This window comes from Streptomyces melanosporofaciens (assembly GCF_900105695.1).
Taxonomy (GTDB): domain Bacteria; phylum Actinomycetota; class Actinomycetes; order Streptomycetales; family Streptomycetaceae; genus Streptomyces; species Streptomyces antimycoticus.
The window spans coordinates 4,055,603-4,072,011 of the sequence record NZ_FNST01000002.1 but is presented as its reverse complement, the minus strand read 5'-3'; the positions used below and the strand labels follow the sequence as shown (position 1 = coordinate 4,072,011).

The 16,409-nt window shown below is 70.4% G+C and carries 16 protein-coding genes and 1 pseudogene; 9 read left to right on the top strand and 8 right to left on the bottom strand.

Annotated elements, in window-relative coordinates:
• Nucleotides 1-49 precede the first annotated feature (49 nt).
• Nucleotides 50-952: a LysR family transcriptional regulator gene (locus BLV72_RS20310; protein ID WP_093470446.1), complete on the bottom strand. Its 903-nt coding sequence runs from the start codon at nucleotides 950-952 to the stop codon at nucleotides 50-52.
• 80 nt (nucleotides 953-1,032) lie between these two features.
• On the opposite strand from BLV72_RS20310, the pseudogene BLV72_RS20305 reads away from it, so the two are divergent.
• Nucleotides 1,033-1,709, top strand: a pseudogene (locus BLV72_RS20305) (MOSC domain-containing protein).
• A gap of 84 nt (nucleotides 1,710-1,793) precedes the next feature.
• Nucleotides 1,794-2,567 carry an SDR family NAD(P)-dependent oxidoreductase gene (locus tag BLV72_RS20300; protein ID WP_093463920.1) on the top strand — a complete coding sequence of 258 codons (774 nt, stop codon included), beginning with the start codon at nucleotides 1,794-1,796 and terminating at the stop codon, nucleotides 2,565-2,567.
• Nucleotides 2,568-3,140: 573 nt separating this feature from the next.
• Here BLV72_RS20300 and groL read toward each other — a convergent pair.
• From groL to BLV72_RS20285, 3 genes are all read right to left on the bottom strand, one after another.
• Nucleotides 3,141-4,766: a chaperonin GroEL gene (groL, locus tag BLV72_RS20295; RefSeq protein WP_093463918.1), complete on the bottom strand. Its 1,626-nt coding sequence runs from the start codon at nucleotides 4,764-4,766 to the stop codon at nucleotides 3,141-3,143.
• A gap of 91 nt (nucleotides 4,767-4,857) precedes the next feature.
• Complete coding sequence (gene groES, locus BLV72_RS20290) at nucleotides 4,858-5,166, bottom strand: co-chaperone GroES (protein ID WP_014054228.1); 309 nt, start codon at nucleotides 5,164-5,166, stop codon at nucleotides 4,858-4,860.
• A 318-nt stretch (nucleotides 5,167-5,484) separates the two neighbouring features.
• Nucleotides 5,485-6,564, bottom strand: coding sequence for a polysaccharide deacetylase family protein (locus BLV72_RS20285; RefSeq protein WP_244320869.1), 1,080 nt, complete (start codon nucleotides 6,562-6,564; stop codon nucleotides 5,485-5,487).
• Nucleotides 6,565-6,641: 77 nt separating this feature from the next.
• Between BLV72_RS20285 and BLV72_RS20280 the strand changes: the two genes are divergently transcribed.
• Both BLV72_RS20280 and BLV72_RS20275 read left to right on the top strand, forming a co-directional pair.
• Nucleotides 6,642-7,823: a class I SAM-dependent methyltransferase gene (locus BLV72_RS20280; protein WP_093463915.1), complete on the top strand. Its 1,182-nt coding sequence runs from the start codon at nucleotides 6,642-6,644 to the stop codon at nucleotides 7,821-7,823.
• 321 nt (nucleotides 7,824-8,144) lie between these two features.
• On the top strand, nucleotides 8,145-9,554 hold the full coding sequence (locus BLV72_RS20275) for an acyltransferase (protein WP_093463914.1): 1,410 nt from the start codon (nucleotides 8,145-8,147) through the stop codon (nucleotides 9,552-9,554).
• A gap of 9 nt (nucleotides 9,555-9,563) precedes the next feature.
• Here BLV72_RS20275 and BLV72_RS20270 read toward each other — a convergent pair whose 3' ends face one another.
• Nucleotides 9,564-10,055, bottom strand: a complete 492-nt coding sequence (locus BLV72_RS20270; RefSeq protein ID WP_093463912.1) for an ATP-binding protein — start codon at nucleotides 10,053-10,055, stop codon at nucleotides 9,564-9,566.
• Between the two features lie 158 nt (nucleotides 10,056-10,213).
• Here BLV72_RS20270 and BLV72_RS20265 point away from each other — a divergent pair, with 158 nt between their 5' ends.
• From BLV72_RS20265 to BLV72_RS20250, 4 genes are all read left to right on the top strand, one after another.
• Nucleotides 10,214-11,065, top strand: coding sequence for a helix-turn-helix domain-containing protein (locus BLV72_RS20265; RefSeq protein ID WP_093463911.1), 852 nt, complete (start codon nucleotides 10,214-10,216; stop codon nucleotides 11,063-11,065).
• A 10-nt stretch (nucleotides 11,066-11,075) separates the two neighbouring features.
• The gene (locus BLV72_RS20260; protein WP_093463909.1) at nucleotides 11,076-11,288 is read left to right on the top strand and encodes a DUF397 domain-containing protein; all 213 of its coding nucleotides are present in this window, start codon (nucleotides 11,076-11,078) and stop codon (nucleotides 11,286-11,288) included.
• Nucleotides 11,289-11,370: 82 nt separating this feature from the next.
• On the top strand, nucleotides 11,371-12,207 hold the full coding sequence (locus tag BLV72_RS20255; protein WP_093463908.1) for an arylamine N-acetyltransferase family protein: 837 nt from the start codon (nucleotides 11,371-11,373) through the stop codon (nucleotides 12,205-12,207).
• Nucleotides 12,208-12,307: 100 nt separating this feature from the next.
• Complete coding sequence (locus BLV72_RS20250; protein WP_093463906.1) at nucleotides 12,308-12,640, top strand: hypothetical protein; 333 nt, start codon at nucleotides 12,308-12,310, stop codon at nucleotides 12,638-12,640.
• Here BLV72_RS20250 and BLV72_RS20245 read toward each other — a convergent pair.
• Nucleotides 12,598-13,308 carry a hypothetical protein gene (locus BLV72_RS20245; RefSeq protein WP_093463905.1) on the bottom strand — a complete coding sequence of 237 codons (711 nt, stop codon included), beginning with the start codon at nucleotides 13,306-13,308 and terminating at the stop codon, nucleotides 12,598-12,600. The genes BLV72_RS20250 and BLV72_RS20245 overlap by 43 nt on opposite strands.
• Nucleotides 13,309-13,516: 208 nt before the next feature.
• Between BLV72_RS20245 and BLV72_RS20240 the strand changes: the two genes are divergently transcribed.
• Nucleotides 13,517-14,374, top strand: coding sequence for a polysaccharide deacetylase family protein (locus BLV72_RS20240; RefSeq protein ID WP_093463903.1), 858 nt, complete (start codon nucleotides 13,517-13,519; stop codon nucleotides 14,372-14,374).
• A gap of 16 nt (nucleotides 14,375-14,390) precedes the next feature.
• On the opposite strand, the gene BLV72_RS20235 is transcribed toward BLV72_RS20240, so the two are convergent.
• Together BLV72_RS20235 and BLV72_RS20230 are read right to left on the bottom strand one after the other, a co-directional pair.
• Nucleotides 14,391-15,569 carry a sensor histidine kinase gene (locus BLV72_RS20235; RefSeq protein WP_342030668.1) on the bottom strand — a complete coding sequence of 393 codons (1,179 nt, stop codon included), beginning with the start codon at nucleotides 15,567-15,569 and terminating at the stop codon, nucleotides 14,391-14,393.
• Complete coding sequence (locus tag BLV72_RS20230; RefSeq protein WP_093463900.1) at nucleotides 15,566-16,369, bottom strand: response regulator transcription factor; 804 nt, start codon at nucleotides 16,367-16,369, stop codon at nucleotides 15,566-15,568. Before BLV72_RS20230 ends, BLV72_RS20235 begins: the two co-directional genes overlap by 4 nt.
• Nucleotides 16,370-16,409: the final 40 nt, after the last annotated feature.

Genomic DNA, 16,409 nt, shown 5'->3' with positions numbered 1-16,409 from the left:
TCGAAGAAACGTTCCTTCTGCCCCCACCACGTGCCATGGGGCGCAACGCTCACCTGCGGGCCGCCTGCTCCAGCCGGTCCAGCGTCGCCGCCACCGCCGGGACGCGGGCGAGGTCGGGCAGGGTCAGCGCCACCACTTCCCGGCGCACCGCCGGTTCCACCTCCAGCGTCGTGGCGCCCTTGGTCCGTACGGACTCCAGCGCCAGCTCGGGCAGCACCGCGACCCCCAGCCCGGCCCCGACCAGGCCGATGACCGTCGGATAGTCGTCCGTGGCGAAGTCGATCCGCGGCGTGAACCCCTCGGACTCGCACACCTCCACCAGATGCCCCCGGCAGCGCGGGCAGCCCGCGATCCACGGCTCCCCGGCCAGCTCGGCGATTCCCACCGCCCCGGCGCCCGCGAGCTTGTGCCCCTCCGGCACCACGCCCACCAGCCGGTCGTTCAGCAGCGGCCGCAAAACCAGGTCGTCCCACTCACCTGAAGCCTCCTCGCCCATCTGCGGATAGCGGAAGGCCAGCGCGATCTCGCAGTCGCCCGAGCGCAGCATCTCCACCGAGCCCGGCGGCTCGGCCTCCACGAGCGAGACCCGCGTCCCCGGATGCGCCGCGCGCAGCTCGGCGAGCGCCATGGGCACCAGGGTCGAGCTGCCGCTGGGGAAGGACACCAGCCGCACCCGGCCCGCCCGCAGCCCGGCGATCGCCGCGACCTCCTCCTCGGCGGCGGTCAGCCCGGCCAGGATCCCGGTGGCATGCCGCACCAGCGCCCGGCCCGCCTCGGTCAGCCGCATCTCCCGCCCGCTGCGGATCAGCAACGGGGTGCCCGCGGCGCCCTCCAGGGCCTTCATCTGCTGGCTGACGGCGGGCTGGGTGCAGCCCAGCTCACGGGCGGCGGCGGAGAAGGAGCCGGTGGCGGCCACCGCGCGCAGCACCCTGAGATGGCGGGCCTCGATCATGCCTCCGAGCATAAGCGACCCTTGGGGATGGGCCGGGATATGAAGTCGACGCTTTGACCGCCCTGCCTTACGGTGCGGTCATGCTGCATACGCCACGTCCCCCAGCCGTACTCACCGTGAACCTGGGCCGCGCGACGCCGACCGACCACACCGACTGGCCCGCCGGCACCGGTATCGACAAGCGTCCCGTCGAGCGCCCGGTACGGGTCACGGCCCCGGGCCGAAGGGCCAGGGCGCGAGCGGTCTGTCGGGTGACACGGTCTGCGACACCCGCCACCACGGCGGCGACGACCAGGCCGTCTACGCCTACGCCCGGGAGGACCTCGACGTCTGGGAACAGGAGCTGGGCCGCGAGCTGGCCAACGGCGTCTTCGGCGAGAACCTCACCACCAGCGGCATCGACGTCAACGGCGCCCTCGTCGGCGAGCGCTGGCGGGTGGGGAACGAGCTGCTGCTGGAGGTGACCTCACCGCGCATCCCCTGCCGTACGTTCGCGGGATGGCTGGGCGAGCGGGGATGGGTCAAGCGGTTCACCCAGGCCGCCGTCCCGGGGGCGTATCTGCGGGTGCTCGAACCCGGCGAGATCCGCTCGGGCGACCCCGTCGAGATCGTCCACCGGCCCGACCACGAGGTGACGGTCGCCTTCCTCTTCCGCGCCGAGACCACGGAGCGGGAGCTGCTGCCGAGGGTGCTGGCGGCGGGCGACGCACTGCATCCGGAGGCGCGGGAGGCCGCCCTCAAGTACCGGTCCAGCTGACGGAAGTGCTCATTCCGACCCAGATCGCTCGCGGTCCCCGCTCGGCGGTCCGCCGGGGCCTGCCATGGCCGATAACGTGCGCGTATGACGACTGCATTGATTACCGGAACCACCGCGGGCATCGGGGCCGCCTTCGCGGGCCGGCTCGCCGCCGACGGGCACAATCTGGTGCTCGTCGCACGCGACGAGAAGCGGCTGCGGGAGCAGGCGGCGGATCTGCACGACCGGCACGGCGTGGAGGCCGATGTGCTGGTGGCGGACCTGTCCGAGGATGACGGAATCGCTGCGGTCGAAACACGGCTCAGGGACCGCACCCACCCGGTCGATCTGCTCGTCAACAACGCCGGTTTCGGCAACCGCGACCGCTATCTGGAGGTGCCGATCACCGATGAGCTGCGGATGCTGAAGCTGCACTGCGAGGCGGTGCTGCGACTGACCAGCGCGGGCGCCGAAACGATGCGCAGCCGCGGCCGCGGCGGGGTGATCAACGTGGCGTCGATCGCGGCCTTCTTCCCGCGCGGAACGTACGGGGCGAGCAAGGCGTGGGTCGTGCAGTTCACCCAGGGCGCGGCGAAGGACCTGGCGGGCGCGGGCGTACGGCTGATGGCGCTGTGCCCGGGGTTCGTCCGTACGGAGTTCCACGCGCGAGCGGGAATCAAGCAGGACAGCGTCCCGAGCTGGATGTGGCTGGACGCGGACCGGCTGGTCACGGCGGCCCTGAAGGATTTCGCCCGGGGCAAGTCGCTGTCCATCCCGGACCCGCGCTACAAGGCGATGTCGAGCCTGGCCAAGTTGGCTCCGCGCTCGGCCCTCTCCAGCCTCTCCTCCAAGGTCGGCCGCCCGCCGGCGAAGGCGTAGCCCTCACAGGATTGCCCGTGCCCCCGGGCCGCACACGAGACGGACAGGCGCCCTGGGCCACCGGCGGGCAGCCCCGGCCCCGAGGCCCAATAACCGAGTGCGGGCTGTGGGCGCCTCCGGCGGAAAGCCCCCACCCCGCCCCTTCCCGAAACAAGGGGGCTCCGCCCCCTGGCCCCCCGCCGGGGCTCCGCCCCGGACCCCGCTCCTCAAACGCCGGAGGGGCTGAATTCACGGGCTGAACGCCGGAGGGGCTACATTCACGCCCCCGGGACGGAGAGGGGCCCCGGGGCCACCGGGGCGCGGACGCCGACGAGACGGGAGGGGGCGGGGTCGCAGGGGTGGTGTCCTGGACGCTTTCGCATATTTGTGGCGCCAATCCCCGGCCCGCCTCACGTTCCCGGGCACCGGCGCCGTAAATGTGCGGTCCAGGGCGCCGCACCGGAGGCCCCGCCCCCGGCACCCACCACACAACCGACCGCGCACCCCAGCAACCGCCGCGAACAGCGAAGGCGCGGCCGCCCCCAGGGCGGCCGCGCCTTCGGCACAGCAGAGCGACGTGCAAACGCAAGTGCGTCAGTGCGCGTGACCGTGGCCGTGGCCCCCGGCCTCAGCCTCTTCCTCGGCCGGCTTCTCGACCACCAGCGTCTCGGTGGTGAGCAGCAGCGAGGCGATCGACGCCGCGTTCTCCAGCGCGGAGCGGGTGACCTTGACCGGGTCGATGACGCCGGCCTTCACCAGGTCGCCGTACTCCTCGGTGGCCGCGTTGTAGCCGTGGCCCTTCTCGAGCTCGGCGACCTTCGAGGTGATGACGTAGCCCTCGAGACCGGCGTTCTCGGCGATCCAGCGCAGCGGCTCGACCGCGGCGCGGCGGACCACCGCGACACCGGTGGCCTCGTCGCCCTCCAGGCCCAGGCTGTTCTCCAGCACCTTCGCGGCGTGGACCAGCGCGGAGCCACCACCGGAGACGATGCCCTCCTCGACCGCGGCGCGGGTCGCGGAGATGGCGTCCTCCAGACGGTGCTTCTTCTCCTTGAGCTCGACCTCGGTGGCCGCGCCCACGCGGATCACGCACACGCCGCCGGCCAGCTTCGCGAGCCGCTCCTGCAGCTTCTCGCGGTCCCAGTCGGAGTCGGTGGCCTCGATCTCGGCCTTGATCTGGTTGACGCGGCCGGTGACCTCGTCGCTCTTGCCGCCACCGTCGACGATCGTGGTGTCGTCCTTGGTGACGGTCACGCGGCGGGCGGTGCCCAGCACGTCCAGACCGACCTGGTCCAGCTTGAGGCCGACCTCTTCGGCGATGACGGTGCCGCCCGTAAGGGTGGCGATGTCGCCGAGCATGGCCTTACGGCGGTCACCGAAGCCCGGGGCCTTCACCGCGACGGCGTTGAAGGTGCCGCGGATCTTGTTGACGACGAGGGTCGAGAGGGCCTCGCCCTCCACGTCCTCGGCGATGATCAGCAGCGGCTTGCTGGCGTTGGCCTGGATGATCTTCTCCAGGAGCGGCAGCAGGTCCTGGATCGAGGCGATCTTGCCCTGGTGGATCAGGATGTACGGGTCCTCGAGGACGGCCTCCATCCGCTCCTGGTCGGTGACCATGTACGGCGAGAGGTAGCCCTTGTCGAAGGCCATGCCCTCGGTGAAGTCGAGCTCCAGACCGAAGGTGTTGGACTCCTCGACGGTGATGACACCGTCCTTGCCGACCTTGTCCATCGCCTCGGCGATCAGCTCGCCGACCTGCTTGTCCTGCGCGGACAGCGCGGCCACGGCGGCGATGTCGGACTTCTCGTCGATCGGGCGGGCGGTGGCCAGCAGGTCGTCCGAGACGGCCTTGACCGCCGCGTCGATGCCCTTCTTGAGGGCGGCCGGGGAGGCGCCGGCGGCCACGTTCTTCAGGCCCTCGCGGACCAGCGCCTGGGCCAGCACGGTCGCGGTGGTGGTGCCGTCACCCGCGATGTCGTTGGTCTTGGTCGCCACCTCCTTGACGAGCTGGGCGCCCAGGTTCTCGTACGGGTCCTCGACCTCGACCTCGCGGGCGATCGTGACACCGTCGTTGGTGATGGTCGGAGCACCGAACTTCTTGTCGATGACGACGTTGCGACCACGGGGGCCGATCGTCACCTTGACGGTGTCCGCAAGCTTGTTGACGCCGCGCTCGAGGGCGCGACGGGCGTCCTCGTCGAACTTCAGGATCTTCGCCATGAGTTGCGTATGTCCTCTCAAACGAACCGCGCCCCGACCCCGGTTTCAGACGCGGGCACCGGGGCACGGCTCATAGGCAAAACTTCGGTGATTACTTCTCGACGATCGCGAGGACGTCGCGAGCCGAGAGGACGAGGTACTCCTCGCCGCTGTACTTCACCTCGGTGCCGCCGTACTTGCTGTAGAGCACGACGTCACCGACGGAGACGTCGAGCGGAAGGCGCTTGCCGTCCTCGAAGCGGCCCGGGCCCACAGCCAGGACGACGCCCTCCTGGGGCTTTTCCTTGGCGGTGTCCGGAATGACCAGGCCTGAGGCCGTGGTCTGCTCGGCGTCGAGCGGCTGGACCACAATGCGGTCCTCGAGCGGCTTGATGGCAACCTTGGAGCTGGTGGTCGTCACGATCCGACCTCCCCCTTCGGAGATCTCACGGGGTCAACTGTCTGAGGTGGCGACCAGGTGGATCCGTCGTCGCGGGTGCCGGACCTGCCCGTCGCTGTATCCCTTGGCACTCATCGGTCCCGAGTGCCAGCCTCGACATTATGACGCGGTTAGCACTCAGTCAACTAGAGTGCCAAGCGACGTGGTGGCGGCGACCCCCGCTCGCCACCTCATCACCGCCTTACGGCCGCCACGCTCCGGGGCCGCGAGCACGCCGCGCGGCCCCACCTCGCTCCAGAGCCCCAGGCCGTCCGCACAGCAGCCTCCCCCCCGGCGCCGTCACACATAGTCCTCCAGCCGCCCGATCGTGAACCCCTGGGCCTGGATCGCCCGCACCAGCTCCGTGATCCAGTCGGTCATCGACTGCCCCTCGAGCTGCTCCGGCCCCCGGAAGTGCGCGAGGATGATGTCCCCCGGCAGCAGATGGTCGCCGGAGCGGTAGGCCAGCCCGTGGGTCTCCATCTCGGCGCGCCACAGCACCACCGTCCGCGCGCCGCAGAAGCCCGCCGCCCGCAGCGTCGTCTCGTCGTACTCCCCGAACGGGGGACGGAAGAGGCGCGGCTGTTGACCGAAGTGGTTCCACAGGACGTCCCGCTGGCCGCAGATCTCCCGCACCTGGTCGTCGTAGGCCATACCGGCCAGGCTGGGATGGGTGAGGGTGTGGTTCTCCATGGGGTTGCCGAGCCGGCGCAGCTCGTCGAAGTAGTCGTAGTGGTCCCCGATCACGTTGTCGGTCAGGAACCCGGTGAACGGCAGCCCGAGCTCGCGGGCCTGCTCCACGAAGCGCGGGTCCTTCTCGATCCCGTCGTCGATCGTCACGAAGACCACCCGCTGGTCGGTCGGCACTCGCCGCACGACCGGCGGCAGCCCCCACTGCTGCGGCCCCGACCGCCCGAGCGCGGGCTTGACGGCGGGCGGGGCCGGAGGCCGCTCCAGGGGCCGGTCCAGCCCCCAGCGGCGGTAGGCGTCGGAGGCGCCGCCCACCGAGCCCGAGCGCGGCAGCGCGGAGGCCGGGCCGGACGGCCCCGCGGCCGGGGGCGGAGTGGACGCCGAGGCGTCACCGGAGCCCGGTGGCGCATCCGGGAACGCGCCGCCCTGGGCCTCGCCCTCGTACCCCTGCCCCTCGTACCCCGGACCGGACGACGCCGGTGGCCGCGGATCCGGCTCCCGTCCGGACGGCGGCCGCGAGGGCGACGGCGGGTCGTCCAGCCGGGAGGCGAGGGAGGCCGGCGGCATGGGAGCGCCGTGACGGGAGCCGGCGTACGGCTCGGTGGCGGCGCCGAGGGATCCGCAGGCCGTGAGCACGGCTGCCGCGCCGACGAGAACCAGACAGCGAGGAAAACCAGTCTTGATCATCATCACATAAGTGATCTTCGGTCCAGAGGCGTGCATCTGCGCGCCCTACGCGGGCGAATGCGCTCGCGGGAGCGGGGAGAATGGGCCATGTGGACGTTGACGCCTTCGACTCACTGCTCGGCGACGAGGGGCAGGCGCTGCTCTCCGGGCTCCGCGACTACGACCCGGCGAAGGAGCTCGCCACCGCGACGCGGCTGCGCCGCGACCACCCCCCGGCGCTGGTCTCGGCGGCCCTGACCCAGGCCACGCTGCGGCAGCGGGCGGTGGCCAAATTCGGCCCCGAGGACGCGCACCGCATGTACTTCACGCCGAACGGCGTGGAGCAGGCCACCCGCACCTCCGTCGCCACGTACCGCGCCGCCCGCTTCGCGGAGTTCGGCGTCCGCCGCACGGCCGATCTGTGCTGCGGCATCGGCGGCGACGCGATCGCGCTCGCCCGCACCGGGATCTCCGTCCTCGCCGTCGACCGCGACCCGCTGACCTGCGCCGTCGCCCGCGCCAACGCCCAGGCGCTCGGCCTGGCCGAGCTCATCGAGATTCGCTGCGCCGATGTCACCGACATCGACACCCGGTCCTTCGACGCGGTCTTCGTCGACCCGGCCCGGCGCGGCGGCCGGGGCCGCGTGTTCGATCCCGAGGCGTACTCCCCGCCCCTCTCCTGGGCCATCGAGGCCGCCCGCACCACCCCGCGCGCCGCCCTCAAGATCGCCCCCGGCGTGCCGCACGAGGCGGTCCCCGAGGACGCGGAGGCCGAGTGGATCTCGGACCACGGCCAGGTGAAGGAGGCCGTCCTGTGGTTCGGCACCGCCCGCCCCGGGCTGCGCCGCGCCACCCTGCTGCCGAGCGCTCACTCCCTCGTCGGTACCCCGCACCTCCCCGCCCCCGAGCCCGGCCCGGTCGGCCGCTGGCTCTACGAGCCGGACGGGGCCGTCATCCGCGCCCATCTCGTCGCCGATGTCGCGGCCCGCGTCGGCGGCCGGCTGATCGACCCGACGATCGCCTACATCACGACGGACGAGCTGCGCCCGACGCCGTTCGCCACCGCGTACGAGATCACGGATGTGCTGCCGTTCAACCTGAAGCGGCTCAAGGCGCTGCTGCGGGAGCGGGAGGTCGGCATCGCGACCATCAAGAAGCGCGGTTCGGCGGTCGAGCCGGAACAACTCCGCAAGAAGCTCCGGCTCGAGGGCGGGAACGCCTGCACCATCGTGCTGACGCGCTCGAAGGGCTCCCCCACGATGCTTCTGGGGCATCCGGCTTAGGGTCTGCCGTCCAAGGGGGCGCCCGGCCGCGAGCGGCGGCTGGTGCGGTCGATCGCAAGGCGGAGCGTCACCCTCGTACTGGGCGTACTCGGGTGATGCGACAACGCGGCGAGCGGCCGTGCCAGGCGTCGGGAGCAGGGCGCCCCCTTGGACGGCAGGGCCTAACACGGCCACGGCCCGCCGAGAAAGATCGAGGCCGAACGGAAGGTGCGGAATTTCCCTAAACCCCGTTCCAGTTCATGAGGCCGCTCGGGACCGGGGAGTTAGGGTCAACGCGTCGACGCGACAGCGTGTTCGGTCCCGACGAAAGAGCGTGTGAGTATGACGGCATCCGCCACCGAGAGCGGCGCCAAGCGAACGTTCACCGTACGTGCCGGAGAGGCGAGCGGTGACCGCATACGGCTCAGCGTCTACGACATGCTCATCGGCCCGGTCTATACCCCGCGTGCCTTTTTCTACCGGGAGACCCTCGACGGCGAGGCGCTCCGCGCCTCCCTCGCCAGGACATTGCGCACCTTCCCGATCCTTTCCGGCCGGATGAAGAGGGATCCCGACGGCGGCCTCAGTGTGCTCTGCGACGATGGCGGTGTGCGCTTCGTCGAGGCATACGCATCCGAGCCCATGCCGGACTACGGGCCTCGTCACACGGCGAAAAAGGGACTGGAGCGCCATCTCAGTCACGCCATGCCCTTCTGGGTGGTTGACCGCGATACGCCGCTTTTCACGGTGAAGCTCACCCATATGAAGGGCGGGGGCTCCATCCTGGGCCTCACGATGAATCACGCCGTGGCCGACGGGTCCAGCTATATGAGCTTCCTGGAGAGCTGGGTGCGCGAGCACCGGGGCCTCGGATACCCCAAGCCCAGCCACGACCGCAGCGTCATCGACGCGCTCGGCGCCTCGGCCACGGGTGACACCCGTATGGGCGGTGCCCATCTCACGATCATCGGGAGGGGCGAGAAGTCCGCCTTCATCGGCCGCGCCCTGATGGGCAGCCTCGGCAACGTGACGACGGTGACCACCCGTTTCACGGCCGCCGAACTCGCCACCATGAAGGACACCGCGATGGCCGACCTCGCGGGCACGGAGCGGTGGGTGTCGACCAATGACGCGCTGACCGCCCATCTGTGGAAAGTGCTCGGCGAATTGCGTGACCGCCCCGACGCGAGCGAGGAAAGGCTCGGCCTCATCGCCGACTTCCGTTCGTTCGCCGGCGACGCCATACCGGATGACTACTGGGGCAACGCCGTCACCAACACCCGGCCCGGAATGACCGCGGCCGAACTGCGCGCCCGCCCTCTCGGCGAGGTCGCCGCGGCGGTCCGCGCGGGCCATGCCGAAAACACGGAGGAGCGAATCCGCGAGGAAACGGCGTTCCTCTGTGCCGAACGGGATGCGGGACGCTTCAAGCGCGTCATGAACACCATGGGCCTGGACGCGTTCGACAGCACCATCGCGATCAACAACTGGTCGAAGCTCCCCTTCTACCGCATCGACTTCGGGCAGGGCGCCCCGTTCTGGTACGACTTCACCTCGATTCCCATTCCCTGGACCGTGCACATAGCGCCGACCCCCGCCGATCAGAACGGCGCCCGCGATGTGCATATGGCCCTGCCCCGCGCCCAGGTCCGGGCCCTTCAGGAGCCGTCCTGGACGAGCCGGTTCCACCGTTACGCGGAGTCCGGCGAGACATTTCCGCTGACTTTCATGGACGCCAAAGCGAAGCGGTGAGGAAAGCCGTCACCCCGTGAAAGGCCGAGGCTGCTCCTCGGCCTTCTCCTCCTTGCCCGCGAGCTCGAACCAGACCCCTTTCGCATACGTGCCGACCGCGTCCCCCTCCGCCGTCCCCCACGCGTCGGCCAGGGCCGCCACCAGTCCGAGGCCGCGGCCGTGGAGTCGATCGCCCTCGGGGAGGCGTGCGGCGGTGGGGAGTTCGACGGAGGCGTCGTAGACCAGGACGCGGAAGCGGGGCGGCTCGATCACCACGCGCAGCATCAGGGAGTCGCCCTCGGCGTGCAGAAACGCGTTGGTGGCCAGCTCCGAGGTGCACAGCGTCGCCGTGTCGACCAGCTCCTCCTGCCCCACGGAGTTCAGGACGCAGGCCACGAAGTCCCGGCAGACCTTGGGGGACGTCGCATGGCGGCTGCTCTGGAGGGTGTAGACGTACGGATCCCTGGAGGGAACGGGCGGGCGGTGTGGGGGACGGTCGTCGGACTCGTGATCGGAATCCATGGGGCAACTCCCTGTGAGGGGGCCGACAGCGCGCGTACCGTTACGGCGATCAACGCGCAGTAGCGGCAACGGCACCTACGGTAGGGCAGCGGTGCAAACAACTGCTACGGTCCCGTTGAATTTCCCCGACAATTACTCCTTGAGGGTTACGGAGGACCATGCCACCCAGGAGCGTCCCGACCGCGCGCCAAGTCCGGCTCGGTACAGAACTCAGGAGGATGCGCGAAGGCGCGGGTCTCAGCATTCAGGAGGCCGCCGACCGGCTGGGCATCAATCGCACCCACATCACCAACCTGGAGCTCGCGCGCTTCGGCGTGAGCGAGGAGCGGGTCCGGGCCCTCGCCGCCATCTACGCCTGTCCGGACAGCGCGTACGTCGAGGCGCTCGTCGCCATGACCCGGGAACGCAAGGGCGGCTGGTGGGAGGAGTACCGGGGCCATATCGCCACCGGCGGGCTCGACCTGGCCGAGTTGGAGTACTACGCCACGAGCCTGCGCGTGCTCGAAATCATGCATATGCCCGGCCTGTTGCAGACGGAGGAGTACGCGCGTGCGGTGCTCGGCTCCACCGTCCCGCAGTGGTCCGCCACGGACCTGAGACGCAGGCTCTCCCACCGCATGAAGCGCCGCGACATCCTGGACCGGGACGACCCGCCGCCGTGCACCTTCATCATCCACGAGGCGGCGCTGCGCATGCGGTTCGGAACGGGCCTCGTCCTGCGCGCGCAACTGGACAGCCTGCTGGAGTCCTCCGAGCGGAAGAACGTCACCGTGCGCGTGCTGACCTTCGAGGCCGGAGGATTCCATGTGCCCGGGCTCTCGGTCACCTACGCCCTGGGGGCGGTGCCCCAGCTGGACACCGCGCAACTCGACGCCGCCCACGGCCCGGTCTTCCTGGACGCGCAGTCCCAGCTCGTCAACCATCGTGGAGTCCTGGACCGCACCACCGAGGCGGCCCTCTCCGTGGAGGAGTCACGTGATTTCATTCGTGACATCGCTCAACAGACATGAAGGCGTGGAGATGACCGAGGTCAACTGGCAGAAATCCTCCTATTCCAGCGCGGGGGACGGAAACTCCTGCATAGAACTCGCCCTCATAGGCACCACCGTCGCCCTCCGCGAGAGCGACGACCCCCGCACCGTCCTCGCCACGACCCCCGTGAAGCTGGGAGCCCTGCTCCGGTCCATCAAGGCGGGCGAGCTCGATCACCTCGCGGCGGCGCCGAAGGCGTAAAGGACCTACGTCCAGGGGACCAGACGCGGTCCCCACCATGAGCGGAGGCCGGTGCCGGGGCCGCGGCGTTACGGTCGGCAGTATGGAACCGGCCCGCACCGACCTCGATCTTGACGCCTATCTGGCCCGTATCGGCTGGACGGGCGACCGGCGCCCCGCGCCCACCGTGGAGACGCTGCGGGCGGTGCACCGGGCGCACCTGATGTCCATCCCGTTCGAGAACCTCGAGCCCCTCCTCGGCTCGGCCCCCTCCCTCGCCCTCCCCGACCTCGAGGCCAAGCTGGTCCGCAGTCGGCGCGGCGGTTACTGCTACGAGCACAACACGCTGCTGACCGCCGCCCTCACCGCGCTCGGCTTCGGCGTCACCGGCCTCTCCGGCCGGGTCCGGGTCGGAGCGGCGCCCGGAGCGGTCCGTCCGCGCACCCACATGCTGCTGCTGGTCGAGATCCCGGGCGAGGAGCGGCGTTACGTGGCCGATGTGGGCTTCGGCAGCATCGGGAGCCTCCTGGAGGCCGTGCCGCTCGTGGCCGGCACCGAGTTCCACGACGGCACCCGGCGCCATCGCTACGTCCGCGAGCCGCACCCCGGCGGGCTGGAGGACCTGTGGGTGTTCCAGGCGTTCCTCGACGGCTCCTGGCAGGACCAGTACGCCTTCACCCGGGAGCCCTGCCATCCGTCCGACTACGTGGTGATCAACTGGTACGTCGCCACCAGTCCGCGCTCACCCTTCCAGCACAGCCTCTACGTCCAGCGCGCCACCCCGGACCGCCATCTCTCCCTGTCCGGGCGGACCCTCGTCGAGACCGGCTCCGACGGCACCCGTAAGGAGCGCCAACTCGCCGACAGCGATGAGGTGCTGGCCGTCCTCGCCACCGACTTTTGCATCGAATTGCCCCCGGACACGGCCCTGCCGGACTGACCTCCGGCAAGAAACTCCGGGTGACTCTCCACACCGGCCCCGGTCATGGCACGATCATCCCGCGACTGGGCCGATGGGAGGATGGCAGAGACGGTGGAACATGAGTCATGACAAACTGTCCGTATCGGACCAGGATCTGTCGGATCTCATCAAAGACCTTGAGGGAATGCTCAGTTACCTCGAGGAACAGATCGAGCGTCTCGGCCACCTGAAGCAGTCGGTCGACCCGGACGACCACAAGGGGCCCGCCGCCGCCGCGTACAAGAAGCTGGAACGCGACGCCTATATGGACGCCGTGCGGATCAGGCAGCTGCTGACCCGCATCGAGGAGGCGGCCAAGCAGCGCGGGGAGAGCCCGAACGAGCGGTACGAGGAGCTGCGGCACCGCTTTCAGTCACTGCAGAAGCCGTCGTCGCACAAGCCGTCGTCGTAGGGCGAGCCGGGACCGGGCGTGTCCGGAGCGCAGGCATCCCGGCCGCAGCCATCCGGAACGCCGGTGCCGGGGCGGAGTTCGCGGCTGACCAGGCGGTAGTAGTCGATCGCCTTGGCCATGCCGAGCGCCCCGGCGACCGCGAAGACGATGCCGATACCGGCTACGGTGCCGAAGCTCTCCGTGCCGATGTCCGCGAAGACGGCGAACCCGCCCAGCGCCAGCCCGAGGCAGGTCAGCACGATGGACGGGCCCAGCCACAGGAGCGCACCGCCGGAGACGCGCCAGTGCGGCAGCGTCTGGGGGTCACGCTCCAGCTCCGCCCAGTCGCGCAGACACGCGCCCACGAAGACGTCGCGCCGGATGCCGGACGCCACCCCGAGGCTGGAGGGGACCGTGGCGCCCAGGGCGAGACCCAGGAAGATCACGCCCAGCACATGCTCGATGATCTCGCCCTTCACCAGGAACTGGAACCCCGAGACCGCGAGGCTCCACCCCAGAGCGAAGACGAGCGTGGACAGCCACAGCAGCAGCGCCCGATGCGGCGCCAGGTACCACCGCGCCAGCGCTCCCATCGCCCGCGCCCGCTCCTCCAGCAATCCGGCGCGGTCCTTCCACGGCCGCTCGTCCGGGCCGGGCGGCGGTGACGGAAGCTCGATGGGCGGCGTCATGACGTCCTTCCTCATGGCACTCATGGCACTGCTGGCACACACGTCACACGTGGCACTCACAGCACAGCGGGTTACGCCGACGCAGTCTTTCAGCTCGCGTGGTCACTCCTCATGCGAAGCCCCCGCTTGACCTTCTCACTGATGTGAGGGTTTCACGATGCCCATCAAGCGAACCAACCGCCCCACCGCACACCTGAGGTGAGCTCTGATGGACAACCAGCTCTTCGACTACAGCCCCATTGTCGAGCGCGCACCGATCCACTGGCCGGACGGCGCCCGCGTGGCCTTCTACGTCGGGCTGAACGTCGAGCACTACCAGGTCGACCGCCCCTCGACCAGTATCTTCGCCGACACCAGGGCGCTGGCGCCCGACCCGCTGAACTACGGGTGGCGGGACTACGGCCCCCGGGTGGGCATCTGGCGGCTGATCGAGAGCCTGGACCGGCACCAGGTACGGGCGAGTGTGATGCTCAACTCCGATGTCGCCGAGCGCTACCCCCAGATCATCCGGGCCGGCCGCGAGCGGAACTGGGTGTGGGCGGCGCACGGCAAGAACAACTCGATCCTCCAGGCGGACATGTCCCTTGAGGAGGAGCGCGCCTACCTCACCGAGGTGATCGACACCATCGAGGAGGCCACCGGCAGCAGGCCGCGCGGCTGGCTGGGACCGGCGCTGACCGAGACCTTCCGGACCCCGGAGCTCCTGGCCGAGCTGGGGCTGGGGTACGTGCTGGACTGGGCCAACGACGACCAGCCATACCGGCTGAATGTGCCGGGCATGCTGAGCGTGCCGTATTCGATCGAGATCAACGACGTCCAGATGTTCGTGGGCAAGAGCCTCAGCGGGCCGGACTTCGTCCGGATCGTCAAGGACCAGCTCGACCAGCTCTACGCCGACGCGGCCACCAGCGGCCGGGTGATGTCCCTGGTGCTGCATCCGTTCGTGATCAACCAGCCGTTCCGGCACCGGTACGTGGACCAGGCGCTGGAGTACGTCGTGAACCACCCCGGGGTGTGGGTGACGACCAGCGACGAGATCGCCGAGCACTACGCCCGGACGGCGTGAGGGCGGGACGGCGGCCTCAGGGGAAGCAGACCCTGACCGAGAGGCCGCCGCCCGGGTTGGCGTCCGCGGTGGCCTCGGCGCCGTGGGCCCGCGCGATGGACGCGACGATGGACAGCCCGAGTCCGGCGCCCTCCCCGGCGGTGTGCGTGCGCTCGTTCAGCCGGCGGAACGGTTCGAAGAGCCGGTGGACGGTGTCCGCGGGGATCTCCGGGCCCGTGTTGGAAACCTGCAGCACCCGGCCGGCGAGGTGGACGCGGATGCGGCCGCCCCGGTGGTTGTACGCCACCGCGTTGGCGACGAGGTTGCGGACCAGATGGGCGAGCAGGACCGGGTCGCCCGGAACCGTCAGCGGCTCCACCGCGGTCGTGACAGTGATCGCCTTTTCGTGGGCCTCGTCGGAGAATCCGCCGGTGACGACCGCGACCGTCTCGTCCATTGCGACGTCCTCGCGGCGCCGGATGCCCTGGTCGGTGGCGGCGAGCAGGAGAAGCGACTCGATGAGTCTCTCGCTGCTGTCCGCGGCCTTGATCAGCTCGCCCCGGATCCACGCCACGCGTTCGGGGTCGGCGTCGGCCAGGCCGATCTCGGCGGCGGCCCGCTGGACGGCCAGCGGTGTGCGCAGCTCGTGCGCGGCGTTCGCCGCGAACCGCTGCTGGGCCGTCACCAGTTGTTCCAGCCGACCCAGCATCTGGTCGAAGGTGTCGGCCAGCGCCTTGAGTTCCCCGGGCGGCCCCTTGAGGCCGATGCGCTGGTGGAGGTTCTCCCCGGAGAGCTTGCGCGCGGTGGCGGTGATCACACCGACCGGGCGCAGCACCCGGCCCGCCATCCACCAGGCCAGGAAGAGCGAGAGCACCGCGAAGACGCCGAGCGCGATGCCCGAGACGGTCAGCAGGCGGCTGAGGGTGGTGGCGGTGAGGGCCGCCACCGTCCGTGTCCTGGCCGCCTCGCCCGCCTTGTTCGCCGGGAGGACGGTGTACCCGTCGCCCCGGACGGAGCCGGGAGGGATGTCGTCGTCGGAGGTGATCCGCGGCCCGCGCGGCACGGGGGTGATCGCCCTGCCGAGACGTGCGTCCAGGTCGTCCTGGACCAGTACGAAGATGACGCCGGCCAGGACACCTCCGGCCAGCAGCAGGAGCCCGCCGTAGAGGGCGGTGAGGCGGGCCCGCTCCGTCGTGGGCAGCAGTCGGCGCATCATCGGCCGGCCCGCCCGGAATCGCTGGATCCGCTGGATCCGGAGGTGTTCGCGGAGCGGGCTATGTCGGAGCGGGGCAGGTCCGCCGGGCCGGGTGTGTCCGGGGAGCCGGGCGCCTCCGCGGCGTGCTGCCGGGACGGGGCTAAGGCGGCGATGCGGTATCCGGCACCGGGTACGGTCTCGATCACCGGTGGGCCCCCGAGCTTGGTGCGCAGTCGGCTCAAAGTGACGCGCACGGGGTTGGTGTCGTACCCGGCGTTCTCCTCCCACACCTTCTCGATGAGGTCCTCGCCGCTGACGACGGCGCCGTTCGCGCGCATCAGTGTTTCGAGGACGGCGAACTCCTTGCGGGTGAGGGAGAGCGCCGCGCCGTCGCGGTCGGCCTGACGGCGGGCGGTGTCCAGGGTGATCCCGGCACGCTCGATCACCGGCGGCAGCGCGGGCTGGACGCGGCGGCCGAGCGCGAGCACGCGGGCGAGCAGCTCCTCGTAGGCGAACGGCTTGGTGAGGTAGTCGTCGGCGCCGAGGCTCAGGCCCTCCACCCGCTCGGCGACGGTCACCGAGGCGGTGAGCATCAGCACCCGGGTGAGCAGGCCCTTGGCGACCAGGCGGCGGCACACCTCGTCGCCGTGCATACCGGGAAGGTCGCGATCGAGTACGAGGACGTCGTAGTCGCCGAACTGGAGCTTGCGCAGAGCGCTGACTCCATCGAGGGCGACATCGACCGTGATCGCGTCGCGGCGCATGCCCTCGGCGATCATCTCCGCGAGGAACGCGTTGTCTTCCACCACCAGAACACGCATGGCCCCTGTCTACCCGACGGGCGCCTTTCGCCGTTGTTAC

Excerpts from the sequence above, each read along its gene's own strand:
- BLV72_RS20255 (WP_093463908.1), top strand. The coding sequence starts at position 11,371 with ATGGAACCGGCCCGCACCGACCTCGATCTTGACGCCTATCTGGCCCGT.
- BLV72_RS20275 (WP_093463914.1), top strand. The coding sequence starts at position 8,145 with ATGACGGCATCCGCCACCGAGAGCGGCGCCAAGCGAACGTTCACCGTA.
- BLV72_RS20265 (WP_093463911.1), top strand. The coding sequence starts at position 10,214 with ATGCCACCCAGGAGCGTCCCGACCGCGCGCCAAGTCCGGCTCGGTACA.
- BLV72_RS20280 (WP_093463915.1), top strand. The coding sequence starts at position 6,642 with ATGGGCCATGTGGACGTTGACGCCTTCGACTCACTGCTCGGCGACGAG.
- BLV72_RS20310 (WP_093470446.1), bottom strand. The coding sequence starts at position 952 with ATGATCGAGGCCCGCCATCTCAGGGTGCTGCGCGCGGTGGCCGCCACC.
- BLV72_RS20235 (WP_342030668.1), bottom strand. The coding sequence starts at position 15,569 with ATGATGCGCCGACTGCTGCCCACGACGGAGCGGGCCCGCCTCACCGCC.
- BLV72_RS20270 (WP_093463912.1), bottom strand. The coding sequence starts at position 10,055 with ATGGATTCCGATCACGAGTCCGACGACCGTCCCCCACACCGCCCGCCC.
- BLV72_RS20240 (WP_093463903.1), top strand. The coding sequence starts at position 13,517 with ATGGACAACCAGCTCTTCGACTACAGCCCCATTGTCGAGCGCGCACCG.
- BLV72_RS20250 (WP_093463906.1), top strand. The coding sequence starts at position 12,308 with ATGAGTCATGACAAACTGTCCGTATCGGACCAGGATCTGTCGGATCTC.
- BLV72_RS20300 (WP_093463920.1), top strand. The coding sequence starts at position 1,794 with ATGACGACTGCATTGATTACCGGAACCACCGCGGGCATCGGGGCCGCC.
- BLV72_RS20285 (WP_244320869.1), bottom strand. The coding sequence starts at position 6,564 with ATGATGATCAAGACTGGTTTTCCTCGCTGTCTGGTTCTCGTCGGCGCG.
- BLV72_RS20230 (WP_093463900.1), bottom strand. The coding sequence starts at position 16,369 with ATGCGTGTTCTGGTGGTGGAAGACAACGCGTTCCTCGCGGAGATGATC.
- BLV72_RS20260 (WP_093463909.1), top strand. The coding sequence starts at position 11,076 with ATGACCGAGGTCAACTGGCAGAAATCCTCCTATTCCAGCGCGGGGGAC.
- groL (WP_093463918.1), bottom strand. The coding sequence starts at position 4,766 with ATGGCGAAGATCCTGAAGTTCGACGAGGACGCCCGTCGCGCCCTCGAG.
- BLV72_RS20245 (WP_093463905.1), bottom strand. The coding sequence starts at position 13,308 with ATGACGCCGCCCATCGAGCTTCCGTCACCGCCGCCCGGCCCGGACGAG.